At 62.5% G+C, this 22,113-nt stretch carries 19 protein-coding genes; 5 read left to right on the top strand and 14 right to left on the bottom strand.

The features are described 5' to 3' along the window. Positions 1-34: 34 nt before the first annotated feature. On the top strand, positions 35-1,408 hold the full coding sequence (locus U862_RS0120165) for a DUF2868 domain-containing protein (protein WP_025112069.1): 1,374 nt from the start codon (positions 35-37) through the stop codon (positions 1,406-1,408). After that, positions 1,401-2,777 (top strand): GTPase/DUF3482 domain-containing protein, encoded by a 1,377-nt coding sequence (locus tag U862_RS0120160; protein WP_025112068.1) that lies wholly within the window; start codon positions 1,401-1,403, stop codon positions 2,775-2,777. Before U862_RS0120165 ends, U862_RS0120160 begins: the two co-directional genes overlap by 8 nt. Before the next feature lie 122 nt (positions 2,778-2,899). Here U862_RS0120160 and U862_RS0120155 read toward each other — a convergent pair whose 3' ends face one another. From U862_RS0120155 to U862_RS0120125, 7 genes are all read right to left on the bottom strand, one after another. After that, complete coding sequence (locus tag U862_RS0120155; protein WP_025112067.1) at positions 2,900-3,457, bottom strand: phosphonate degradation HD-domain oxygenase; 558 nt, start codon at positions 3,455-3,457, stop codon at positions 2,900-2,902. Further along, a complete protein-coding gene (locus tag U862_RS0120150; RefSeq protein WP_025112066.1) occupies positions 3,457-4,590 on the bottom strand; it encodes a TIGR03364 family FAD-dependent oxidoreductase in 1,134 nt (377 codons plus the stop codon). The genes U862_RS0120155 and U862_RS0120150 overlap by 1 nt, the downstream gene beginning before the upstream one ends. A gap of 146 nt (positions 4,591-4,736) precedes the next feature. Then, entirely contained in the window at positions 4,737-5,762 is a 1,026-nt protein-coding gene (locus tag U862_RS0120145) for a putative 2-aminoethylphosphonate ABC transporter substrate-binding protein (protein WP_025112065.1), read from the bottom strand. Positions 5,763-5,803: 41 nt separating this feature from the next. Beyond that, entirely contained in the window at positions 5,804-7,528 is a 1,725-nt protein-coding gene (locus tag U862_RS0120140) for a putative 2-aminoethylphosphonate ABC transporter permease subunit (protein ID WP_025112064.1), read from the bottom strand. Beyond that, the gene (locus U862_RS0120135; protein ID WP_025112063.1) at positions 7,528-8,604 is read right to left on the bottom strand and encodes a putative 2-aminoethylphosphonate ABC transporter ATP-binding protein; all 1,077 of its coding nucleotides are present in this window, start codon (positions 8,602-8,604) and stop codon (positions 7,528-7,530) included. The genes U862_RS0120140 and U862_RS0120135 overlap by 1 nt, the downstream gene beginning before the upstream one ends. Positions 8,605-8,844: 240 nt before the next feature. Beyond that, complete coding sequence (locus tag U862_RS0120130) at positions 8,845-9,708, bottom strand: LysR family transcriptional regulator (protein ID WP_025112062.1); 864 nt, start codon at positions 9,706-9,708, stop codon at positions 8,845-8,847. Positions 9,709-9,724: 16 nt separating this feature from the next. After that, complete coding sequence (locus tag U862_RS0120125) at positions 9,725-11,986, bottom strand: heavy metal translocating P-type ATPase (protein ID WP_025112061.1); 2,262 nt, start codon at positions 11,984-11,986, stop codon at positions 9,725-9,727. Positions 11,987-12,070: 84 nt separating this feature from the next. On the opposite strand from U862_RS0120125, the gene cadR reads away from it, so the two are divergent. Continuing rightward, positions 12,071-12,520 (top strand): Cd(II)/Pb(II)-responsive transcriptional regulator, encoded by a 450-nt coding sequence (gene cadR, locus U862_RS0120120; protein ID WP_025112060.1) that lies wholly within the window; start codon positions 12,071-12,073, stop codon positions 12,518-12,520. 125 nt (positions 12,521-12,645) lie between these two features. Here cadR and U862_RS0120115 read toward each other — a convergent pair whose 3' ends face one another. The 3 genes from U862_RS0120115 to U862_RS0120105 form a co-directional block, all read right to left on the bottom strand. Beyond that, positions 12,646-13,617: a thymidylate synthase gene (locus U862_RS0120115; RefSeq protein ID WP_025112059.1), complete on the bottom strand. Its 972-nt coding sequence runs from the start codon at positions 13,615-13,617 to the stop codon at positions 12,646-12,648. Positions 13,618-13,667: 50 nt separating this feature from the next. After that, positions 13,668-14,483, bottom strand: a complete 816-nt coding sequence (gene lgt / locus U862_RS0120110) for a prolipoprotein diacylglyceryl transferase (protein ID WP_025112058.1) — start codon at positions 14,481-14,483, stop codon at positions 13,668-13,670. 93 nt (positions 14,484-14,576) lie between these two features. Then, positions 14,577-15,359 (bottom strand): sulfite exporter TauE/SafE family protein, encoded by a 783-nt coding sequence (locus U862_RS0120105; RefSeq protein WP_025112057.1) that lies wholly within the window; start codon positions 15,357-15,359, stop codon positions 14,577-14,579. 130 nt (positions 15,360-15,489) lie between these two features. Between U862_RS0120105 and U862_RS0120100 the strand changes: the two genes are divergently transcribed. After that, on the top strand, positions 15,490-16,236 hold the full coding sequence (locus U862_RS0120100) for an NRDE family protein (RefSeq protein ID WP_025112056.1): 747 nt from the start codon (positions 15,490-15,492) through the stop codon (positions 16,234-16,236). 108 nt (positions 16,237-16,344) lie between these two features. Here the strand turns inward: U862_RS0120100 and ptsP are convergent, their stop codons facing one another. Together ptsP and U862_RS0120090 are read right to left on the bottom strand one after the other, a co-directional pair. Further along, complete coding sequence (gene ptsP / locus U862_RS0120095; RefSeq protein WP_025112055.1) at positions 16,345-18,633, bottom strand: phosphoenolpyruvate--protein phosphotransferase; 2,289 nt, start codon at positions 18,631-18,633, stop codon at positions 16,345-16,347. Between the two features lie 22 nt (positions 18,634-18,655). Further along, positions 18,656-19,135 (bottom strand): RNA pyrophosphohydrolase, encoded by a 480-nt coding sequence (locus tag U862_RS0120090; protein WP_003229203.1) that lies wholly within the window; start codon positions 19,133-19,135, stop codon positions 18,656-18,658. Between the two features lie 143 nt (positions 19,136-19,278). On the opposite strand from U862_RS0120090, the gene U862_RS0120085 reads away from it, so the two are divergent. Beyond that, complete coding sequence (locus U862_RS0120085; RefSeq protein WP_025112054.1) at positions 19,279-19,935, top strand: HAD family phosphatase; 657 nt, start codon at positions 19,279-19,281, stop codon at positions 19,933-19,935. 106 nt (positions 19,936-20,041) lie between these two features. Here U862_RS0120085 and U862_RS0120080 read toward each other — a convergent pair whose 3' ends face one another. After that, positions 20,042-20,467, bottom strand: coding sequence for a DUF2269 domain-containing protein (locus tag U862_RS0120080; RefSeq protein WP_025112053.1), 426 nt, complete (start codon positions 20,465-20,467; stop codon positions 20,042-20,044). 39 nt (positions 20,468-20,506) lie between these two features. After that, a complete protein-coding gene (ilvA, locus tag U862_RS0120075) occupies positions 20,507-22,021 on the bottom strand; it encodes a threonine ammonia-lyase, biosynthetic (RefSeq protein WP_025112052.1) in 1,515 nt (504 codons plus the stop codon). Positions 22,022-22,113: the final 92 nt, after the last annotated feature.

Here is a 22,113-nt window from a genome sequence, read left to right as displayed (position 1 = left end):
ATGCTCACTGCTCAATTGAGCAACGGAATGGCGCGTGACTGAACTCACTCCACTGCAAAACCTCTGGCTGACTGAAACCATCCGCCTGCGTGAAGAACACGCAGGCCCCCTGGAGGATCTGGAAGCCAATCGTCTGGCCCGCGCGGCGGGTGGCGATCTGCCGAGCCGCATTCAACGCCGGGCAGCATGGCTGGCCGAACGCGACGGGCTGCGTGCCGCTCTCACTCACTGGCTGCAAGGCGCACGTCTGGCGTTGGTGCTGCTGATGATTTTCGCGGTGTTGAGTGGTGCCGGCCTGGCTTTCGCCGCGCTGAGCCAGACACCGGTCAATGTGTTCTGGGCCTTGGGCAGCCTGCTCGGACTGAACCTGATTCTGCTGTCGAGCTGGGCGTTGGGGCTGATTTTTGCCGGCGAACACGGCGCCACCCTTGGACGCTTGTGGCTGTGGCTCAGCGAAAAGTTCGCCCGTGACGCCAAAGCCGCACAACTGGCTCCGGCCCTGCTATTGATGCTGCAACGCAAGAAGCTCAACCGCTGGGCGCTCGGCACATTGGTCAACGGATTGTGGCTGCTGGCGATGCTCAGCGCGCTGGTGTTGCTGCTGACGCTGATGGCGACCCGGCGCTACGGCTTCGTCTGGGAAACCACGATCCTCAGCGCCGACACCTTCATCCACATGACCCAGGCCCTCGGCGCGCTGCCGGCGCTGCTCGGCTTCAACGTGCCGAGCGTGGAAATGATCCGCGCCAGCGGCGCCGCCGCGCTGGACATCGAAAGTGCGCGGCAGGCCTGGGCGACCTGGCTGGTCGGTGTACTGGTGGTCTACGGCGTGCTGCCGCGCCTGCTGCTGGCACTGTTTTGCTTCTGGCGCTGGAGCAGCGGCAAAACCGCACTGAGCCTGGACTTGAACCTGCCCGGTTACGCCCAGTTGCGCGAACGCCTGATGCCCACCAGCGAACGCCTCGGTATCAATGACGCCGCGCCGCAGCAGTTGCATCGGGTCGAAAGCAGCGTCAGCGAACATGCGAGCGACGGTGCCCTGCTGGTCGCCATCGAACTCGACGACCAGCGTCCCTGGCCACCGGCCCTGCCGAAAACCGTGAGCAACGCCGGCATCCTCGACAGCCGCGAGTCGCGACACAAACTGCTCGAACAACTCAGTCGCTTCCCCCCGGCGCGCCTGCTGATCGCCTGCGATCCACGGCGCTCGCCGGATCGCGGCAGCCTCGCGCTGATCGCCGAACTGGCGCGCAATGCCAGCGCCACCCGCGTCTGGCTGCTGCAAGCGCCGCCCGGTGAAGCACTGGACAGCGCCCGCCTCGGCGATTGGCACGTGGCGCTGCAGCAACTGGAGCTGCCGTTCGCCGATTGCGCCCCGTTGAACTGGCTGGAGAACGGTCATGACTGATGCCCGGAAAGCGCCGCTGAAACTTGCGGTGGTCGGCCACACCAACGTCGGCAAGACCTCGCTGCTGCGCACCCTGACCCGCGATGTCGGCTTCGGCGAAGTCTCGCACCGGCCGAGCACCACCCGGCATGTCGAGGGTGCGCGGTTGTCGGTGGACGGTGAGCCGCTGCTTGATCTCTACGACACACCGGGATTGGAAGACGCGATTGCTCTGCTGGATTTCCTCGAGCGCCTGGAACGCCCCGGCGAACGCCTCGATGGTCCGGCACGAGTGGCGCGCTTTCTCGACGGCAGCGAGGCACGCCAGCGTTTCGAACAGGAGGCGAAAGTGCTGCGACAACTGCTCGCCTCCGACGCCGGCCTCTATGTGATCGACGCCCGCGAACCGGTGCTGGCCAAGTACCGCGATGAACTCGAAGTGCTCGCCAGTTGTGGCAAGCCACTGCTGCCGGTATTGAATTTCGTCAGCAGCGCCAACCATCGCGAGCCGGACTGGCGCGAAGCGTTGGCGCGGCTCGGCCTGCATGCGCTGGTGCGCTTCGACAGCGTCGCGCCGCCGGAGGATGGTGAGCGGCGGCTGTACGAAAGCCTCGCGTTGCTGCTGGAAAATGCCCGTCCGCAACTGGAGCGCCTGATCGCCGATCAACAGGCCCAACGCCTGGCGCGCCAGCAAAGTGCTGCGCGCTTGATTGCCGAATTGCTGATCGACTGCGCCGCGTGCCGGCGCAGTGTGGCTAGCCACGCCGAACAGGAACAACAGGCCATCAGCGAACTGCGCAAGGCCGTGCGCCAGCGCGAGCAAAAATGCGTCGAAGCGCTGCTCAAGCTCTACGCCTTCCGCCCACAGGACGCGGCCGCCAGTGATCTGCCGTTGCTCGATGGGCGTTGGGGCGATGATTTGTTCAACCCGGAAACCCTCAAGCAACTCGGTGTGCGGGTTGGCGGCGGGATTGCCGCCGGCGCTGCAGCCGGTGCCGGGGTGGATTTGCTGGTGGGCGGCATCACCCTCGGCGCCGCCGCCCTGGCCGGCGCGATTGCCGGCGGCGCCCTGCAAACCGCCCGCAGTTATGGCAATCGCCTGCTCGGCAAGATCAAGGGACAGCGGGAGCTGACGGTCGATGACAACGTGTTGCGCCTGCTGGCATTGCGTCAGCGACAACTGCTGCAGGCACTGACCGCCCGAGGCCATGCGGCGCTGGACAGCATTCAGGTGGCGACACCGCACAACAAGACCTGGCGCGAGGGCAAGCTACCCGAGGCGCTGAGCAAGGCGCGGGCGCATCCGCAGTGGTCTTCGCTCAATCCGCATCCAAAGCTGAATCAGGCTGAGCGGCAGGAGCAGATTGATTGGCTGGCTGCAGATTTGTAGCGCTTGAACCGGCCTCTTCGCGAGCAAGCCCGCTCCCACAGTTGGATCGCTTTCCTTCTGCTGGCACTCGGTCGAATGTGGGAGCGGGCTTGCCCGCGAATGGCGCGACTCGCTGACACAGGTTACGCCGCCAGCAGCCGCACCGCTTTCGCCTTCAATACTCCCAGATCCATCACCGGCACCGCCGTCTCCTTGGCCAGCTCATCCCACTGCCGCATCCGCAAACTCACGGCACACAGCGGATCGCGCTCAAACGCATCCGCCTCGGCCTCACTCATCACCCCGCCCTGATACGCCAGCGTCTTGCGACTGGCTTCACTCAATCGCTCAAAGTACCCCGGCTCGCGCAGCGTCAGATAACGCTTGGCCTGCACGTGATATTCCACCAGCCGCGCCAGACGCTCGCTGAAACCGGCCTCACGCAAGTAATTGGCGCCCAGCCGCTCATGGCTGACCACACCATAACCGCCCATGTTCTCGGCACCCTCGGCACACAAATGGCCGATGTCATGGAAGAACGCCGCCAGCACTACTTCATCGTCGAAGCCTTCGGCGATCGCCAGTTCAGCGGCCTGGGACATGTGTTCGATCTGCGACACCGGTTCACCGATGTAATCGCTGCTGCCAAAGCGCTCGTACAACCCGAACACCCGGGCGACGACTTGTTGGTGATCGGCCATCAGACTTCCTCCAGCAACTGCGCGACATTGCGCTCGGCCAGCGCCGGGCCGACGCTCATGCCGACGCCGGTGTGCATCAGCGCCACACTCAGCCCCGCTGCCGGGCGCAGGAACGAAAACGGCCCCGGCCCTCGGGAACCATAGACGCCCTGCCAGCGCTCGACCACTTGCACCTTGCAGCCCAGCGTCTGCTCGGCCAGTTCCAGCATCCAGTTGTCGACCTGCTCGGCGTTGAACGGCGACGGGTCGCTGCCGTAATGGTGCGAATCGCCAATGATCAATTCGCCATACGGCGTCGGGCTGATCAGCAGGTGAATGCCGTTGTCATGCAGGTGCGGTTGCTCGCGCAGGATTTGCGCCTGCACCGCCGCTGCTTCCGGCAAATCGGCGAAAGCGCCGTAGTGCACGCAGCTCAAACCGGTGAGCAAGGCGTGTTGCAGATTCAGTTCGACCTGCGGTTTGCCGCGCAGCATCTGCAAACGGCAGATCTGCGGGTCGAGCGCGGCAATCGGCTCGGCCAGCAGGGTCTGATAGTCGTGACCGGAGCAGACGATGATCTGCTTTGCCGTAAAGCTGCCGGCAGTGCTTTGCAGGCGCCCCGGTTCGACGTCGCGCACCAGCGTGCTGAAGTGAAACTCGACGCCGAGGTCGCGGCGCAGGTATTCGATCAGCGCCGGAATCGCTTCCCGCGAGTACAGCTGTTGATCGTCCATGCCGTGCAACGCGGCGCGATGGTGGCTGAACTGGCCGTGGTACACGTCGCGCAATGCGGCGCCGCGCAGGAGCTGGATGTTGTAACCGTGCTCAACGGCGCGACCGTTGCAGAAGGCTTCCAGCAGGTGTTCTTCGGCTTCAGTGCGGGCGAACAGGTAAGAGCCGTTGCGCTTGATCTGCAAACCGGCGAGTTGCGCCCAGTCGCCCCAGATGTCGCGGCTGGCCTTGGCCAGTTCGAGCATCGGGCCCGGCGGCTGACCGGTGACCAGCGCCTGACCGAAGTTGCGCACCGAGGCACCAATGGGCGTGGCGGTGCGCTCGAAAACGCTGACCTTGAGGCCGCGTTTGGCGGCGGCATAGGCGTGGGACAGACCAAGGATGCCGGCGCCGACGATGAGCAGGTCTTGGTGATGTGTCATGGAAATTTTCCCTGAATGCGAGACCGCTTTCGCGAGCAAGCCCGCTCCCACAGGGGATTTTTGGTGCACACAGAATTTGCGTTCACTGAAGATCCAATGTGGGAGCGGGCTTGCTCGCGAAGAGGCCCTGTCAGTCGATAAAGGTCTTACTTGGCAACGACTTTCTCGGACTTGCCGTCGTAACGCTTGCGCCACTCGGTGAGGATCTCGTCACGGTTCTTCGAGGCCCAGGCAAAGTCGTTCTTGATCAGACGCTGCTCGTAGTCGGCCGGCAGTTCGGTCTGCGGCTTGGCGATCCCCGGCTGCGCAAGAACAGCGAAGTTCTCCTTGTACAGATCCATCGCCTCGGCGCTGGCGGAGAAGTCAGCGAGTTTCTTCGCCGCGTCTTCATGCGGGGTGCCTTTGATCACGGCAGTCGCTTCAATCTCCCAACCCAGGCCTTCCTTCGGCAGGATGATGTCCAGCGGCGCGCCTTGGCGTTTCAGTTGTACGGCCGGGTATTCAAAGGAAATACCGATCGGGAATTCACCCGCCGCCGCCAGTTTGCAAGGCTTGGAACCGGAGTGAACGTACTGGCCGATGTTCTGGTGCAGACCGTCCATGTAGGCCCAGCCCTGCTTCTCGCCGAAGGTTTGCAGCCAGGCACTGACGTCGAGGAAACCGGTGCCGGACGACGCCGGGTTGGGCATCACGATCTTGCCCTTGTACTCAGGCTTGGTCAGGTCTTGCCAGCTCACGGGCTTGCTCAGGCCCTGCTTTTGGGCTTCGACGGTGTTGAAGCAAATAGTTGCGGCCCAGACGTCCATGCCGACCCAGGCTGGCGGGTTGGCGGCGTCGCGGTAGTTCGCGCCGATCTTGCCCAGATCCTTCGGCGCATAGCTTTGCAGCATGCCTTGCTGGTCGAGGATCGCCAGGCTCGAAGCGGCCAGGCCCCACACCGCGTCAGCCTGCGGACGGGCCTTTTCGGCCAGCAGTTTGGCGGTGATGATCCCGGTGGAATCGCGCACCCACTTGATCTCGACGTCCGGGTTGGCCTTCTCGAAAGCGGCCTTGTAAGCGGTCAGTTGCTCGGCTTCGAGGGCGGTGTACACCGTCAACTCGGTTTTTGCCGCGAAGGCATTCAGGCTGAAAGTAGCGAGCACAGCAGCGGCCAGGGCCATAGGCTTGAACATGATCGTTTTCCTGTAGGTGAGTTGAGGTTGGCAGGTTTGAATCAGTGACCGGGCGCGGTTTGCCGCCAGGCCTGGGAACGGCGCAGCAAGCCGCGCGAAGCCCACGCCAGCAGCAAGGACACGCCCGCCGAGGTGAACAGAATCAGGGTCGACATCGCCGCCGCGCCGCCAACGTTGCCGGCGTCGTCCATGTTCAGCACCGCCACCGCCGCGAGGATGGTGTCGGGGCTGTAGAGGAAGATCGCCGCCGACACCGTGGTCATGGCCGAGACGAACAGGTAGCGCACGATGTCCAGCAGCGCCGGCAGGCAGATCGGCACGGTGACGCGCAGGTAATGCCGGTACAGCGGCGCCTTGAGCGACAGCGCGGCGGCTTCGAACTCGGCGTCGAGCTGGCGCAGCGCGGTGGTCGCGGTCATTTGTGCGGTGGTCAGATAGTGTGCAATGGTGCAGACGATCAGCAGCGTCATCGTGCCGTAGAGCACGTGCAACGGGTTGCCGCTGAGGTTGAAGAAAAAGACGTAACCGAGACCGAGCACCAGCCCCGGCACCGCCATCGGCACAAAACTGAGCATGCGCAGGGTCAGGTTGAGGCCGCGTTGGCTGCGGGTTTTCTCCATCAGGTATGCGCCGGTGAAGATCAGCATGCTGCCGATCAGTGCCGTGCCCAGCGCCATCTTCAGGCTGTTGCTGTAGGCCAGCCAGCCACCGCCGGCGGTTTCGTTGAACTGGTAGTGGTTGAGCGACAGCGACAGGTTGTAAGGCCAGAACTTCACCAGCGAGGAGAACACCGCCATGCCGAACACCAGAATCAACGCGGCGCTGATCAGCAAAACAATCGCCAGATAGCAGGCATCGCGCATTTTCGACGGTGCCGGTTTGAACACCTGCGCACGGCCACTCATGGAATCACCGTGACGGCGACGCAGCCAGGCATCGACGCCGAAGCTGAACAGCGCCGGCAGCAACAGCACCATGCCGATCAGCGCCCCGCGACCGAACTGCTGCTGGCCGACCACAGCTTTGTAGGCTTCCAGCGCCAGCACTTGATAGTCGCCACCGACCACCACTGGCACACCGAAATCGGTGATGGTCAGGGTGAACACCAGACAGAACGCGGCGAACACCGCCTGACGCGTTGCCGGCCAGGTAATGCTGCGAAAAGCCTTGGCCGGGCTGGCCCCCATGCTCGACGCGGCATCAAACAGGCGCGCATCGGCCAGCGACAGCGCCGAGAGCAAAATCATCAACGCATGCGGAAAGGTGTAGATCACCTCGCCCAGCACAATCCCCCAGAAGCCGTAGATGTTGTCCGAAAGCAGCCCGCGCAACATGCCCTGATTGCCGAACAGATAGACCAGCGCAATGCCCGGCAGCATCGACGGCGCCATCAGTGGCAGCAGGGAAATACCGCGCCAGATGCCTTTTGCCGGAATCAACGTGCGTTGCAAGGCGTAGGCAAACAGGTAGGCCAGCGGTACGACGATGGCCGCAACGCTGAGGGAAACCTTCAGGCTGTTGCCGAGCAGCCAGTGGAAATTGTCGCTGGTTACCAACTCCTTGGCGGCGAGCCAGCCACCGCCCTGCCCGGCTTCGCTGCTGAAACCGCGCCAGAAGATCGCCAGCAACGGCAGCAATACCGCAACACCGAGCAGCAACAGCAGCAGGAGTTTGCCGCCGAGGACGAAGATCCGGTCACCGATTTCGGCACGGGAAGTCTGCTGCACTCGCTTGTGCGGTAGCGGCAGCGCGAGGTTGCTGTTCATCAGGCAAACACCTGCAGGCTGCGCGGCGGCAAGGCGACCATGATTTGCTGGGCACCGAGGCGCGGCATGGCCTCTGGCGCCAGTTCGGCGAGCAATGCGTGGCCCGGCAGTTGATCGAGTTCGAAGCTCATGCGGCAGCGATTGCCGAGGAAGGTAATCTCGCGGACTTTGGCCGGGAACAGGTTTTCTTCGTGCACCACGGGATTGACGTTGATCGCTTCCGGACGGCAGAACAACCGGCCCGAGGCACTGTGTACGCTGCCATCGGCCAGGCGCAGGCTCATCCCGCCGACCTGCGCGTGGCTGACGCTGCTGCGCTGGAACGGCAGCCAGTTGCCCTGTCCGACGAACTCGGCCACGAACGGCGTGGCCGGGCGGTTGTAGATTTCCTGGGGGGTGGCGTATTGCTCGACGCGGCCGTTGTTCATCACGGCGATGCGGTCGGCCATCAGCATGGCTTCGTCCTGATTGTGGGTAACCATCAGGGTGGTGATGCCGAGGTTACGCTGCAGTTGGCGCAGTTCGGTGCACAGATGCTCGCGGACCCGGGCGTCGAGGGCCGACATCGGTTCATCGAGCAGCAACAACGATGGCGCCGGGGCCAGAGCGCGGGCCAGCGCCACACGTTGCTGTTGGCCGCCAGACAACTGGCCCGGGTACTTTTTCTCACTGCCGCTGAGGCCGACCAGTTCCAGCATCTGACCGACGCGGCGGCGCACTTCGTCACGACCACTGCCGGCAAGGCCGTAGGCAATGTTGGCTTCGACCGTCAGGTTGGGGAACAGCGCGTAGGACTGGAACAGAATGCCGTAATCACGGGCCTGCGGGGCGAGGTGCGAAACGTCGCGGTCGCCGAGGTACAGTTCGCCGCTGTCCTGCTTTTCCAGCCCGGCGATGCAGCGCAGCAACGTGGTCTTGCCGCAGCCCGACGGGCCGAGCAGGCACACCAGTTCACCGGCGGCGACATCAAGGGAGACGTTATCCAGGGCGGTGAACGCGCCGAAGCGTTTCTGCACGCCGCGCACTTTCATCGGCGCACCGGGGTTGGTCAGGGCAGTTGCGATGGCAGGATTCATGGACAGACCTCATCAAGCAGATGAGGCCAATCCTAGAGTTGTAATGCGTCCGTCATGTGGCAGTGAGGCAAAAACGGCCGATAGTGGTATTCGGGGATTTTGGTTCAGTTCTCAGGGCAGGTGTTGCCTGTGCTGACGCCTTCGCGAGCAAGCCCGCTCCCACAGGAAGTTGTGTTGTGAATACGGTCCAATATGGGAGCGAGCCTGCTCGCGAAGGGGCCAGCAAGGTTTATGGAGAAGTCAGGCCGGAGACATCTCTTGCGCCAACCCCAGAAACGCCGCCGGCAGCCGCGCGCCCTTGCGCTCCTTGAGGCAATACAGGTATTCGGGAATCTGCGGCGCGTTCTCGATGGTCAGCACCCGCAACTGCGGATCGTGCGGCACTTCCTGGCGGGCAATGATGCTGATGCCGATATTGCGCAGCACCGCCTCGCGGATCGACTCGCGGCTGCCGATCTCCAGCAACGGGCCGAAACTCACTCCGGCGCTGGCCAGCAACTCTTCGGTCAACCGCCGCGTGGTCGAACCCGGCTCGCGCATCAACAGCGTGTGCCCGGCCAGTGCGCTCAACGCCACATGCTCCTGCGCCGCCAGCGGATGGTTGCGATGCACCGCCAGCACCAGCGGATCAGTGCCGAGCACCCGGCGAATCAACCGTGCATCCTCAAGCAACTGCGACGACGCCGCGACGTCCACCCGGTAGTCCTCCAGCGCTTCGAGCACCTGCTGCGAATTGCCGATTTCCACCGACACTTCCACCTGCGGCAAGCGCTCGCGAAAAGTCTTCACCAGATCGAGGATGTAATACGGCGCAGTGGCGGCGATGCGCAACGTGCCCTGCACCTGACCGCTGTTGCGCAGGAAGAACTCGATGTCGGACTCCTGCTGCAATAGCGCCTTGACCATCGGCAGCAACCGCGCGCCTTCGTCGCTGACGCTAAGGCGCCGACCGCCGCGATAGAACAGCTCCACCGAATACTGGCTTTCCAGGTTGCGGATCTGTGTGGTCACGGTGGGTTGGCTGAGGCCGAGCTTCTTCGCTGCCAGCGTGATGCTGCCCAGACGGGCGACCATGTAAAACGCTTTCAGCTCGGCACTCAGCACAACCATCCCTCATCGTTTATTTACGCAACAGGCGCAAGCCGTTGAACACCACCAGCAGGCTTACGCCCATGTCGGCGAACACCGCCATCCACATGGTGGCGAGTCCGGCGAAGGTTACCCCAAGAAAGATAGCCTTGATCACCAGTGCCAACGCGATGTTCTGTTTCAGGATGCTGGCGGTATTGCGCGACAGGCTGATGAACGCCGGGATCTTGCGCAGATCGTCGTCCATCAAGGCGACATCGGCGGTTTCAATCGCGGTGTCGGTACCGGCCGCCGCCATGGCGAAACCGATCTCGGCGCGGGCCAGTGCCGGGGCGTCGTTGATGCCGTCGCCGACCATGCCGACCCGACGACCTTGTGCATAAAGGTCTTCGATGGCTTGCAGTTTGTCGGTCGGCAGCAAGTCGCCACGGGCCTCGTCAATGCCAACCTGTGCGGCAATCGCTTGCGCGGTGTGAACGTTGTCGCCGGTGAGCATCAGGGTTTTCACCCCGAGTTCATGGAGTTGGCGGATCGCTTCGCGGCTGGTTTCCTTGACGGTGTCGGCCACGGCGAACAGCGCCAGCGGGCCGGAGCTGTCGAGCAGCAGCACCACAGACTTGCCCTGCTTCTCCAGCGCGAACAGTTTTTCTTCCAGTTGCGGCGAGCACAGGCCCAGCTCTTCAACCAGACGGTGGTTACCCAGGTGATAGGTCTGGCCGTTGACCTGCCCTTTCACACCACGACCGGCCAGCGCTTCGAAGTTATCCACCGTCAGCACGGCAAGGTTTTTATCCACAGCCGCGTTGGCAATCGCCAACGACACCGGGTGGTCGGAACGCCCGGCCAGCGCGGCGGCAATTGCCGGGGCCGTGGCGTCGGCGGTCGGGTCCAGCGACAGGTAATCGGTCTGCACCGGTTTGCCGTGGGTAATCGTCCCGGTTTTATCCAGCGCCAGATAATCGAGCTTGAAACCGCCCTCCAGGTACACGCCGCCCTTGACCAGAATGCCTTTGCGCGCCGCAGCAGCGAGGCCGCTGACGATGGTCACCGGAGTGGAAATCACCAGTGCGCACGGGCACGCCACCACCAGCAGCACCAATGCGCGGTAGATCCAGTCGAACCACACCGCGCCCATGAACAGCGGCGGGATGATTGCCACGGCCAGCGCCAGGACGAACACCACCGGGGTGTAGATTTTCGAGAACTGATCGACGAAGCGCTGGGTCGGTGCACGCGCGCCTTGGGCTTGCTCGACGGCATGGATGATTCGCGCCAGGGTCGAGTTGTTCGCCGCTGCGGTGACCGTGTATTCCAGCGACCCGGCCTGGTTGATGGTGCCGGCAAAGACTTTATCGCCGACGGTTTTTTCCACCGGCAGGCTTTCACCGGTGATTGGCGCCTGATCGATGGTCGAGCTGCCGCTGACGACTTCGCCGTCCAGCGCAATGCGCTCACCGGGTTTTACCCGCACGCGGGCGCCCAATTCGACGCTTTTAACCTCTTGTTCGATCCAGTTGCCGTCGGCTTGCTGCACCGTGGCCTGTTCCGGGGTCATCTGCATCAGACCGCTGATGGCATTACGGGCGCGATCCAGCGAACGCGCTTCAATCAGTTCGGCCACAGTGAACAGGAACATCACCATCGCCGCTTCCGGCCACTGCCCGATCAGCACCGCCCCCGTCACCGCGATGCTCATCAGCGCGTTGATGTTGAGGTTGCGGTTCTTCAGGGCGATCCAGCCCTTTTTATAGGTGGTCAGGCCACCGCTGAGGATCGATACCAGCGCAATGATCGCCACCACCCAGGTCGGCGCGGCATTGGTGAAGTGGATAACTTCGGCAGCGAGCGCACCGACACCGGACAGCGCCAATGGCCACCAGTGCTTTTTCACCGGCGCAGGGGCCGGCGCCTCGACGCCTGCCTCCAGCGGCTCGGCGTGCATGCCGAGGGATTTGATCGCCTCAGTGATTGGCTCGGTACCCGGCAGGTTATGCGTCACGCCGAGCACACGGTTGATCAGGTTGAATTCCAGTTGCTGCACGCCGGCCAGTTTGCCGAGCTTGTTCTGGATCAGCGTCTGCTCGGTCGGGCAGTCCATCGCTTCGATGCGGAAACTGCTCAGTCGGGCGTCAGCGCTGGTCTTTTCGCTCAATTGCACCAATGCCGGCGCCGCGGCTTTTGATGAACAGCAGGAATCACCGCCGTGGTCATGTTTATGCACAGGCTGCAGCTTGTGACTATGGCTGTGATCATGCCCGTCGCCGGGTTTGTGGGTGTGCTGGGAATCGCTCATTGGTCGCGTCCATGAAGGTGCCTGTTGCCAAGTAAAGACCCTGTAGCCACTATAGGGTCAAGCACCCTTTTGGAGATTGCCGTCATGAAGATCGGAGAACTGGCCAAACTCACCGACTGCGCCGTGGAAACCATCCGCTACTACGAGCGCGAAAACCTGCTGCCGGAACCGGCCCGCAGCGACGGCAACTACCGCGTCTACACCCAGGCCCATGCCGAACGCCTGACGTTCATCCGCAACTGCCGCACCCTCGACATGACCCTCGAAGAAATCCGCAGCCTGCTCGCGTTGCGTGACAGTCCGCAGGACCAGTGCGAAAGCGTCAATGCGCTGATCGACGAACATATCCAGCATGTGAAGGCGCGGATCGATGGGTTATTGGCGTTGCAGACACAACTGCTCGACCTGCGCCAACGCTGTGGCGAAGGGCCGGGGGCGGATCAATGCGGAATTTTGCAGCGATTGGAAGTGAGCGGCGGGGTTGTCGCGACGGAAGTCGAGCATTCGCATGTGGGCCGCAGCCACGGCCATTAAGACTCACGCAAAACCAAATGTGGGAGCGAGCCTGCTCGCGAAAGCGGTGTATCAGTCGACATCTCTATGACTGACACGCCCTCTTCGCGAGCAGGCTCGCTCCCACAGGGTATTGCGTGAAACCTTTAGACCGCCATCGGCGCGGTCATCGGCGCATGGTGCTCATAACCTTCCAGCGAGAAATCGCTCGGCTCCACCAGCTCCAGCCACTCCGGCTGATACACACCCGTCTTGGCAAACTCCGGCACGCGGTCGGAGATTTTCAGCTTCGGCATGGCGAACGGCTCGCGCTTGAGCTGTTCGTTGAGCATGTCCAGGTGGTTCTCATAGACGTGCGCATCGCCGATGAAATAGGTGAACCAGCGCGGCGTGTAGCCGGTCAGGCGACCGATCAGGCTCAGCAGCGCGGCGCCTTCGGTGAGGTTGAACGGCGTGCCCAGGCCCAGGTCGTTGGAACGGATGTAGAGGGTCAGGGAGATTTCCCTGGTCTCGACGTTCGGGTGGAACTGGTACAACAGATGGCATGGCGGCAGGGCCATTTCATCAAGCTGGGCGCAGTTCCAGCCGTGGAACAGGATGCGGCGGCTGCCCGGGTCGTTGATGATCGTGTCGACGCACTGGCGCACCTGATCGATGGCTTTGTACAGCACCACGTAGGCCTGGCCGTCTTCCTCGCCCTGGGCGATCTGCTTGTAGCCGTTGCTCAGCGTTTGTTCGATAGCGGCAGTGTTGCTCACCGGGATCTGCTTGTACGCAGGCCATTTGCGCCATTGCACACCGTAGATTTCGCCGAGGTCGTCCTCGCCCTGACGGAACGGGTTGGCCAGCCATTGGGCGTTTTCGTTGGCGTTCTGGTCCCAGACCTTGCAGCCCAGCGCACGGAATTCAGCGGCGTTGTTCACGCCACGCAAAAAGCCGCACATCTCGCCGATGGCCGATTTGAAGGCCATCTTGCGGGTGGTGATTGCCGGGAAACCTTCCTGCAGATCGAAACGCAGCATCGCACCCGGGAAGCTGATGGTGTTGATGCCGGTACGGTTGGCCTGTTTGGTGCCGTTCTGAATGACGTGCGAGACCAGTTCGAGATATTGCTTCATGAGTTACCTGTGTCCTTTGAGCCCCGGCGTCGCGCGCCGGGGTTCGTAGTTTAAGCCGTCGGCGCAACCGGCGCTGCCGGCGCACGACGATAGGCCAGCCAGATCAGGAACAATCCGCCGACGATCATCGGTACGCAGAGAACCTGCCCCATGGTCAGCCAGTTCCAGGCCAGATAGCCCAGTTGCGCGTCCGGTACGCGGACGAACTCGACGATGAAACGGAAGATGCCGTAGAACAGCGCGAACATGCCCGATACCGCCATGGTCGGACGCGGCTTGCGCGAGAACAACCACAGGATCAGGAACAGCGCGACGCCTTCGAGCGCGAACTGATACAGCTGCGACGGGTGACGCGGCAGCTGCGCCGGATCGCTGAACGGCGGGAAGATCATCGCCCACGGCACATCGGTCGGCTTGCCCCACAGCTCGGCATTGATGAAGTTGCCGATCCGTCCGGCGCCCAGGCCGATCGGCACCATTGGCGCGACAAAGTCCATCAGCTGGAAGAAGGTCTTGCCGTTACGCTTGCCGAACCACACCGCTGCGAGCATCACGCCAATGAACCCGCCATGGAACGACATGCCGCCCTTCCACACTTCGAAAATCAGCGTCGGGTTGGCGATGTAGGCGCTCAGGTCATAGAACAGCACGTAGCCCAGACGTCCACCGACAATCACCCCCATCGACAGCCAGAACACCAGATCGGAGAGTTTCTCCTTGGTCCAGGTCGGGTCGAATCGGTTGAGCCGGCTCGACGCCAGCAGCCATGCGCCGCCGATGCCGACGAGGTACATCAGGCCGTACCAGTGGATTTTCAGCGGACCGATGGCCAGGGCCACCGGGTCGATCTGCGGGTAAGGCAGCATTGCGACTCCTCGTTAGAGTTGAAACCAAAATTCCCGGGCGACGCTGCCACCTCAGGATTAAGCCAGGATTGCGGCCTGTTCTGAACCAGAAGGTCAGAGCAGGAAATTCAGGCCCACGCAGAACAGCAAAGCGGCGAACAGCCTTTTCAGCAAGCGCGGCGACAACTTGTGCGCCAGACGCGCGCCGATGCGGGCGAAGACCATGCTGGTCAGGGCAATGCCCAGCAGCGCCGGCAAATAGACAAAACCGAGACTATGCGGCGGCAACAACGGATCATGCCAGCCCAGAATCATGAAACTTGATGCACTGGCCACGGCGATCGGCAAACCGCAGGCCGACGACGTCGCCACCGCTTGCTGCATCGGCACGCTGCGCCAGGTCAGGAACGGCACGGTCAGCGACCCGCCACCAATCCCGAAAATCGCCGAGGCCCAGCCAATCACACCGCCGGCCACGGTCAGACCAAGTTTGCCCGGCACCGTTCGACTGGCCTTGGGTTTGACCTCCAGCGCCAACTGCACGGCAATCACCAGCGCGAACACGCCGATGATCTTCTGCAAATTCGGCCCGGAGATCGCCTCAGCCGTCAGCGCACCGAAACCGGCGCCGAGGAGAATGCCCACGGTCATCCACATGAAGATCGGCCAGCGCACCGCACCGCGTCGATGGTGCTCGCGCACGGCATTGACCGAGGTAAAGATGATGGTCGCCAGCGATGTCCCTACCGCCAGGTGCGTGAGGATCGACTGATCGAATCCCTGCAAGGTAAAACTGAACACCAGCACCGGGACAATAATGATCCCGCCGCCAACCCCGAACAGCCCGGCCAGCACGCCCGCACAGGCGCCCAACGCCAGATAGAGCAGAAATTCCATGACCGTCTCCCAGACGCATCCCCAAAACCGGAGCGGCATGGTAACGGATGCATGCCCTTTGGCTCCACTTACGATGGATGCACGGACGACGACTGCGTAGAGTGAGCAAAAAACACACAAGGACCACCTTATGTGCCTGATTGTTTTCGCCTGGCGCCCGGGCCATGCCCAGCCGCTGATCGTCGCGGCCAACCGTGACGAGTTCTACGCCCGGCCGAGCCTGCCGCTGGCGCAATGGCCGCACGCTCCGCACGTACATGCCGGTCGCGATCTGGAAGCGGGCGGCACGTGGCTGGGGATCGGCGCCAACGGGCGCTTTGCCGCGCTGACCAACATCCGCGACCCGCACCAGCCGCCGGCGCGCAAGTCGCGGGGAGAACTGGTGGCGCGGTTTCTCACGGGCGATGCGTCGCTTGATGATTATTTGAGCGATGTCGTTGGCCGATCACCGGAGTACGCGGGGTTCAACTTGCTGCTGGGCAATAGCCATGAGCTGTGGCACTTCAATGCGCGGACGTGCGAGCCGGTGATGCTCGAACCCGGGGTTTACGGGCTATCGAATGCCGGTCTGGATACGCCGTGGCCGAAACTGCTCAAGGCCAAGGCAGCGTTGAGTACGGTGCTGGATGATCCACAGCCTGCGCGGTTGCTGGCGCTGCTGGGCGATGCGCAGACCGCACCGTTTGCCGAGCTGCCGGACACCGGGGTCGGGCTGGCGACCGAATCATTGTTGTCGAGTGTGTTTATTGCCAGCCAGAGTTACGGCACGCGGGCGAGTACTGCGTTGATTGTGCAGGCCGACGGGACGCGGCGGATGGTGGAACGCAGCTTTGGGCCGTATGGCGGGCATTTGGGTGAGGTGGAGATTGCTGTTTAGCAGCGTTTGAACTGACGCCTTCGCGAGCAAGCCCGCTCGCACATTCGACCACATTCCAAAGGTAGAACTCGGTCAAATGTGGGAGCGGGCTTGCTCGCGAAGAGGCCCTCAAGGCTTTAGAGGGCTTTGTTGACCGCCGGCGGGATTGATCTTCGACAACCCGAGATTCTTCAGCGCCAGTTGCAGCGAGCTGTGGATAACTTGCGGGTTGTCGATGGTCATCAGCTCCGCCAGCAGATCCTTGGCCTTGCTCAGGTTGATCTGGCGCAGCATCCACTTGACCTTCGGCAGGTTGGTGGCGTTCATCGACAGGCTGTCGAAGCCCATCGCCATCAACAGCACCGCCGCCGCCGGATCACCGGCCATTTCGCCGCAGATGCTTACTGGCTTGCCCTCGGCATGCGCGTCGCGCACCACGGTTTGCAGGGCTTGCAGCACGGCCGGGTGCAGGTAGTCGTAGAGATCGGCCACTCGCGGGTTGTTGCGATCTACCGCCAGCAGGTATTGGGTCAGGTCGTTGGAGCCGACCGACAGGAAGTCCACCTGCCGCGCCAGTTCCTTGGTCTGATACACCGCTGCCGGAATTTCGATCATCACCCCGATCGGCGGCATCGGCACGTCGGTGCCTTCATCGCGCACTTCACCCCAGGCACGGTGGATCAGGTGCAGGGCTTCTTCGAGTTCGTGGGTGCCGGAAATCATCGGCAGCAGGATCCGCAGATTGTTCAGGCCTTCACTGGCCTTGAGCATCGCGCGGGTCTGTACCAGGAAGATTTCCGGGTGGTCGAGGGTGACGCGAATCCCGCGCCAGCCGAGGAACGGGTTGTCTTCCTTGATCGGGAAATACGACAGCGACTTGTCACCGCCGATGTCCAGGCTGCGCATGGTCACCGGTTGCGGATGGAACGCGGCGAGCTGCTCGCGATAGATCGCCAACTGCTCCTTTTCGCTCGGGAAGCGCTGGTTGATCATGAACGGCACTTCGGTGCGGTACAGGCCGACACCTTCAGCGCCACGCTTCTGTGCCCGCGCCACATCGGCCAGCAAGCCGGTGTTGACCCACAGCGGCATGCGGTGGCCATCGAGGGTCACGCACGGCAGATCGCGCAGGGTGTCGAGGCCCAGCGCCAGTTGTTTCTCTTCTTCGACCACCTCGGCGAACTGCTTGCGCAGTACGTCGCTGGGGTTGGTGTAGACCTCACCGCGGGTGCCATCGACGATCACTTCGATGCCGTCGACCTTGGCGTACGGCAGGTCGACCAGGCCCATCACCGTCGGAATGCCCATGGCCCGGGCCAGGATCGCGACGTGGGAGTTACCCGAACCGAGTACCGACACCAGACCGACCAGCGTGCCTTCCGGCACCTCGCCGAGCATGGCCGGCGTCAGCTCTTCGCTGACCAGAATGGTTTTTTCGGGGTAGACCAGGTTCTGCTGACGCTCTTCCTGCAAGTAGGCGAGCAGGCGGCGGCCCAGGTCCTTGACGTCCGACGCCCGCTCACGCAGGTACTCGTCGTCCATCAAATCGAAACGATTGACGTGATCGGTCACGACCTGGCGCAGCGCGCCCTGGGCCCATTGGCCGGTCTTGATCACATTGGTGATTTCGCTGCCCAGCGAGGCATCGTCGAGCATCATCAGGTAGACGTCGAAGAGTGCGCGTTCTTCCGGACGCAACTGGGTCGCCAGTTTGGCCGACAACGCACGCATGTCGGCGCGCACGCCTTCGATGGCGGTCTTGAACAGCGCCAGTTCGGCGTCGATGTCGGTGATGTGCTTGTCCGGGACGACGTCCAGGTCTGCCGGCGGCAACATGACCACCGCCGTACCGACCGCCGCGCCCGGCGAACCCGGCACGCCGACGAACTTGGCTTCCTGAATGCCCTTGCCCTGACGGCCCAGGCCACGGATCGAACCGGTGGCCTCGGCGTGGGCGATTACCCCGGCGAGCTGCGCGCTCATGGTCACGAGGAAGGCTTCTTCACCCTCATCGAACTGGCGGCGTTCTTTCTGCTGGATGACCAACACGCCGACGACGCGGCGGTGGTGAATGATCGGTGCCCCGAGGAAGGAGGCGTAGCGCTCCTCGCCGGTCTCGGCGAAGTAACGGTAGCGCGGGTGATCCGCGGCGTTTTCGAGGTTCAGGGGTTCTTCACGCGTGCCGACCAGACCCACCAGACCTTCGTTGGGTGCCATGCTGACCTTGCCGATCGAGCGCTTGTTCAAGCCCTCGGTGGCCATCAGGACGAAGCGGTTGGTCTCGGGATCAAGCAGGTAGACCGAGCAGACCTGGCTGCCCATGGCCTCTTTGACGCGCAACACAATAATCCCCAACGCCGCCTTGAGATCCTTGGCGGAGTTAACTTCCTGGACGATCTTGCGCAGCGTATTGAGCATGGCTCGGGGTCGAACTCCGTCGTCAGTCGCGCGCTAAAAGGCGCGGGGCAAGCTCTTTGAGGGCGCGGCGATACACCTCGCGCTTGAATGTCACCACCTGGCCCAACGGATACCAATAGCTGACCCAGCGCCAGCCATCGAACTCCGGTTTACCGGTCAAATCCATCCGCACCCGCTGCTCGTTGGAGATCAGGCGCAGGAGAAACCATTTCTGTTTCTGGCCGATGCACAGCGGTTGGCTGTGGGTACGCACCAGACGTTGCGGCAAACGATAGCGCAACCAGCCCCGAGTACAGGCCAGTATTTCAACATCTTCACGTTCCAGGCCAACTTCTTCGTTCAGCTCGCGGTACAAGGCGTCTTCCGGCGTCTCCTCGGGGTTGATTCCCCCTTGCGGAAACTGCCAGGCATCTTGATTGATACGGCGAGCCCACAGCACCTGGCCGGCGTCATTCGTCAGAATGATCCCGACATTGGGGCGGAAACCATCGGGGTCGATCACGGCAACAACCTCGCAAACGCATGTCGCCGCATTGTTCCACAAAGGTTGATAAGGCGGCAACGAAGGTTCCTACCTTATGTGCACTCTTGTGAAAAGACCGTATTCTTGTCGCCTTTTTACTGACTTTTCAGCGGGTAACTGCAATGCGCCTGGCTCTATTCGATTTGGACAACACCCTTCTGGGCGGCGACAGCGATCACGCCTGGGGCGACTATCTGTGCGAACGCGGTTTCCTCGACCCGATTGCGTACAAGGCGCGCAACGACGAGTTCTATCAGGACTACCTGGCCGGAAAACTGGATAACGCCGCGTACCTGAACTTCTGCCTGGAAATCCTCGGCCGCACCGAAATGGCCGTGCTCGATCAGTGGCACAACGATTACATGCGCGACTGCATCGAACCGATCGTACTGCCCAAGGCGCTGGAACTGCTGAAAAAGCACCGCGACGCCGGTGACAAACTGGTGATCATCACCGCCACCAACCGCTTCGTCACCGCACCGATTGCCGTGCGCCTGGGCGTTGAAACCCTGATCGCCACCGAATGCGAGATGGTCGATGGCCGCTACACCGGGCGCAGCACCGATATTCCGTGCTTCCGTGAGGGCAAGGTGACGCGCCTTAATCGCTGGCTGGCAGAGACCGGACATTCGCTGGATGACAGCTATTTCTACAGCGATTCGATGAATGATTTGCCGCTGCTGGAGCAGGTGGCGAACCCGGTGGCGGTTGACCCGGATCCGAATCTGCGCGCCGAGGCCGTAAAGCGTGGCTGGCCGGTGATTTCTTTGCGCGACTGAGGACGCCTTCGCGAGCAAGCCCGCTCCCACAGGGGATCGTGTTTACAACACAAATCCAATGTGGGAGGGGGCTTGCTCCCGAATGGGGTCGACTCGGGGTGAAGCCTTAAACAGGCTTGGCGCCCATCAACCCGGCAATGGCGATAAAGCAGACAAAACTGAACAACGCCAAGGCAAAACTGAACTTGCCGACACCACCCGGCGTCTTGCGCAAGCGATTCAAGCGCACCAGCAACCAGAACCACGTCAGCGCCGCCACGGTGTACAGCACGCTTGAGGCCAGCAGCCAGGTCTGCCCCAACGGCCAGCCGACCAGATGCACCATCCCCCAGCCGGTGAACGGCATGCTCAACAGCGCCAGCCCCATCAACAGCCAGATGAACACTCGAGGCCGTTGCAAGGTGCGGCTGGCGGCCGTTGTGTCACCTTTGCGCCTTGCCAGTAAAACCCAGACTCCCAGACCCAACGCACTGGCCAGCAACACCACCGTCGCCACCATGTGCGCCGTTTTCAGGGCGGTTAACGTTTCCATTGTTCGATTTCCTTATGGCCTGCCCATCAGCGTAGCCGCTCAGCCAAGAAACAGCTTATAGGCCGGGTTGTCGCTTTCATCCCAGTACGGGTAACCGATTTCCGCCAGCGCCGCCGGCACCAGATGACGCTCGTCATGAGGCACTTGCAGGCCCGCGACGACACGACCATCCGCCGCACCATGGTTGCGGTAATGGAACATCGAGATGTTCCAGCGCCCGCCGAGCTTGTTGAGGAAGTTGAACAGCGCGCCCGGACGCTCCGGGAATTCGAAGCGCAGCACCACTTCATCGACCACTTGCGCCGCGCGCCCACCGACCATGTGACGGATGTGCAGCTTGGCCAGTTCGTTGTCGGTCAGGTCGATAACCGGGAATCCTTGCTCGGTCAGGCTCGCCAGCAGTGCGCTGCGCGGATCGTTTTCCGGATGAGTCTGCACGCCAACGAAGATGTGCGCTTCGCTGCCGGTGTTGTAGCGGTAGTTGAATTCAGTGATCTGGCGCTTGCCAATCGCTTCGCAGAACGCCTTGAAGCTGCCGGCCTGCTCGGGGATGGTCACGGCGATGATCGCTTCGCGGCCCTCGCCCAGTTCGGCGCGCTCGGCGACGTGGCGCAAGCGGTCGAAGTTGACGTTGGCCCCGGAGTCGATGGCCACGAAGGTCTGGCCGCTGACACCGCGCAACTCGACGTACTTCTTGATCCCAGCCACGCCCAGGGCGCCGGCAGGTTCGGTGATCGAGCGGGTATCGTCGTAGATATCCTTGATTGCCGCGCAGATCTCGTCAGTGCTGACGGTGATCACTTCGTCGACGTAGTCCTTGCAGATATCGAAGGTGTGCTGGCCGATCTGCGCCACCGCTACGCCATCGGCGAAGATGCCCACGGTCGGCAGCACCACGCGCTCACCGGCAGCCATGGCCGCTTGCAGGCAGTTGGAGTCGTCCGGCTCGACGCCGATGACCTTGATGTCCGGGCGCAGGTATTTCACGTACGCGGCGATGCCGGCAATCAGGCCGCCGCCACCGACCGGAACGAAGATCGCGTCCAGCGGTTGCGGGTGCTGACGCAGAATTTCCATCGCCACGGTGCCCTGCCCGGCAATGGTGTGCGGATCGTCGTACGGGTGGATGTAGACGTAACCCTTTTCATCGACCAGTTTCAGCGAGTAGGCCAGCGCCTCCGGGAACGAGTCACCGTGCAGCACCACTTTGCCGCCGCGCGAACGCACGCCTTCGACTTTGATCTCAGGGGTGGTCTTGGGCATCACGATGGTCGCTTTCACGCCGAGCACTTTCGCCGCCAACGCCAGACCTTGCGCATGGTTGCCCGCCGACGCGGTGACCACGCCACGGGCGCGCTCTTCGTCGGTCAGCTGGGTCAACTTGTTGTAGGCGCCGCGAATCTTGAACGAGAACACCGGCTGCAAGTCTTCACGCTTGAGCCAAATGTCATTGCCCAGCCGCTCGGAGAGCTGGCGAGCGTTCTGCAGCGGGGTTTCTACGGCAACGTCATAAACGCGCGAGGTGAGGATCTTTTTGACGTACTGTTCGAGCATCGGAAAGCATCACTGGCGATTGGGCGGGACCAACGAGTCTAACCCGGCTTTTGCCCGGGCGACCACACGAATCCAGAGGTTTTAGCCCGGCT

Source organism: Pseudomonas sp. H1h, assembly GCF_000633255.1.
Lineage (GTDB): Bacteria > Pseudomonadota > Gammaproteobacteria > Pseudomonadales > Pseudomonadaceae > Aquipseudomonas.
The sequence above is the reverse complement of the archived record's forward strand: the minus strand, read 5'-3'. Positions and strand labels throughout refer to the sequence as shown.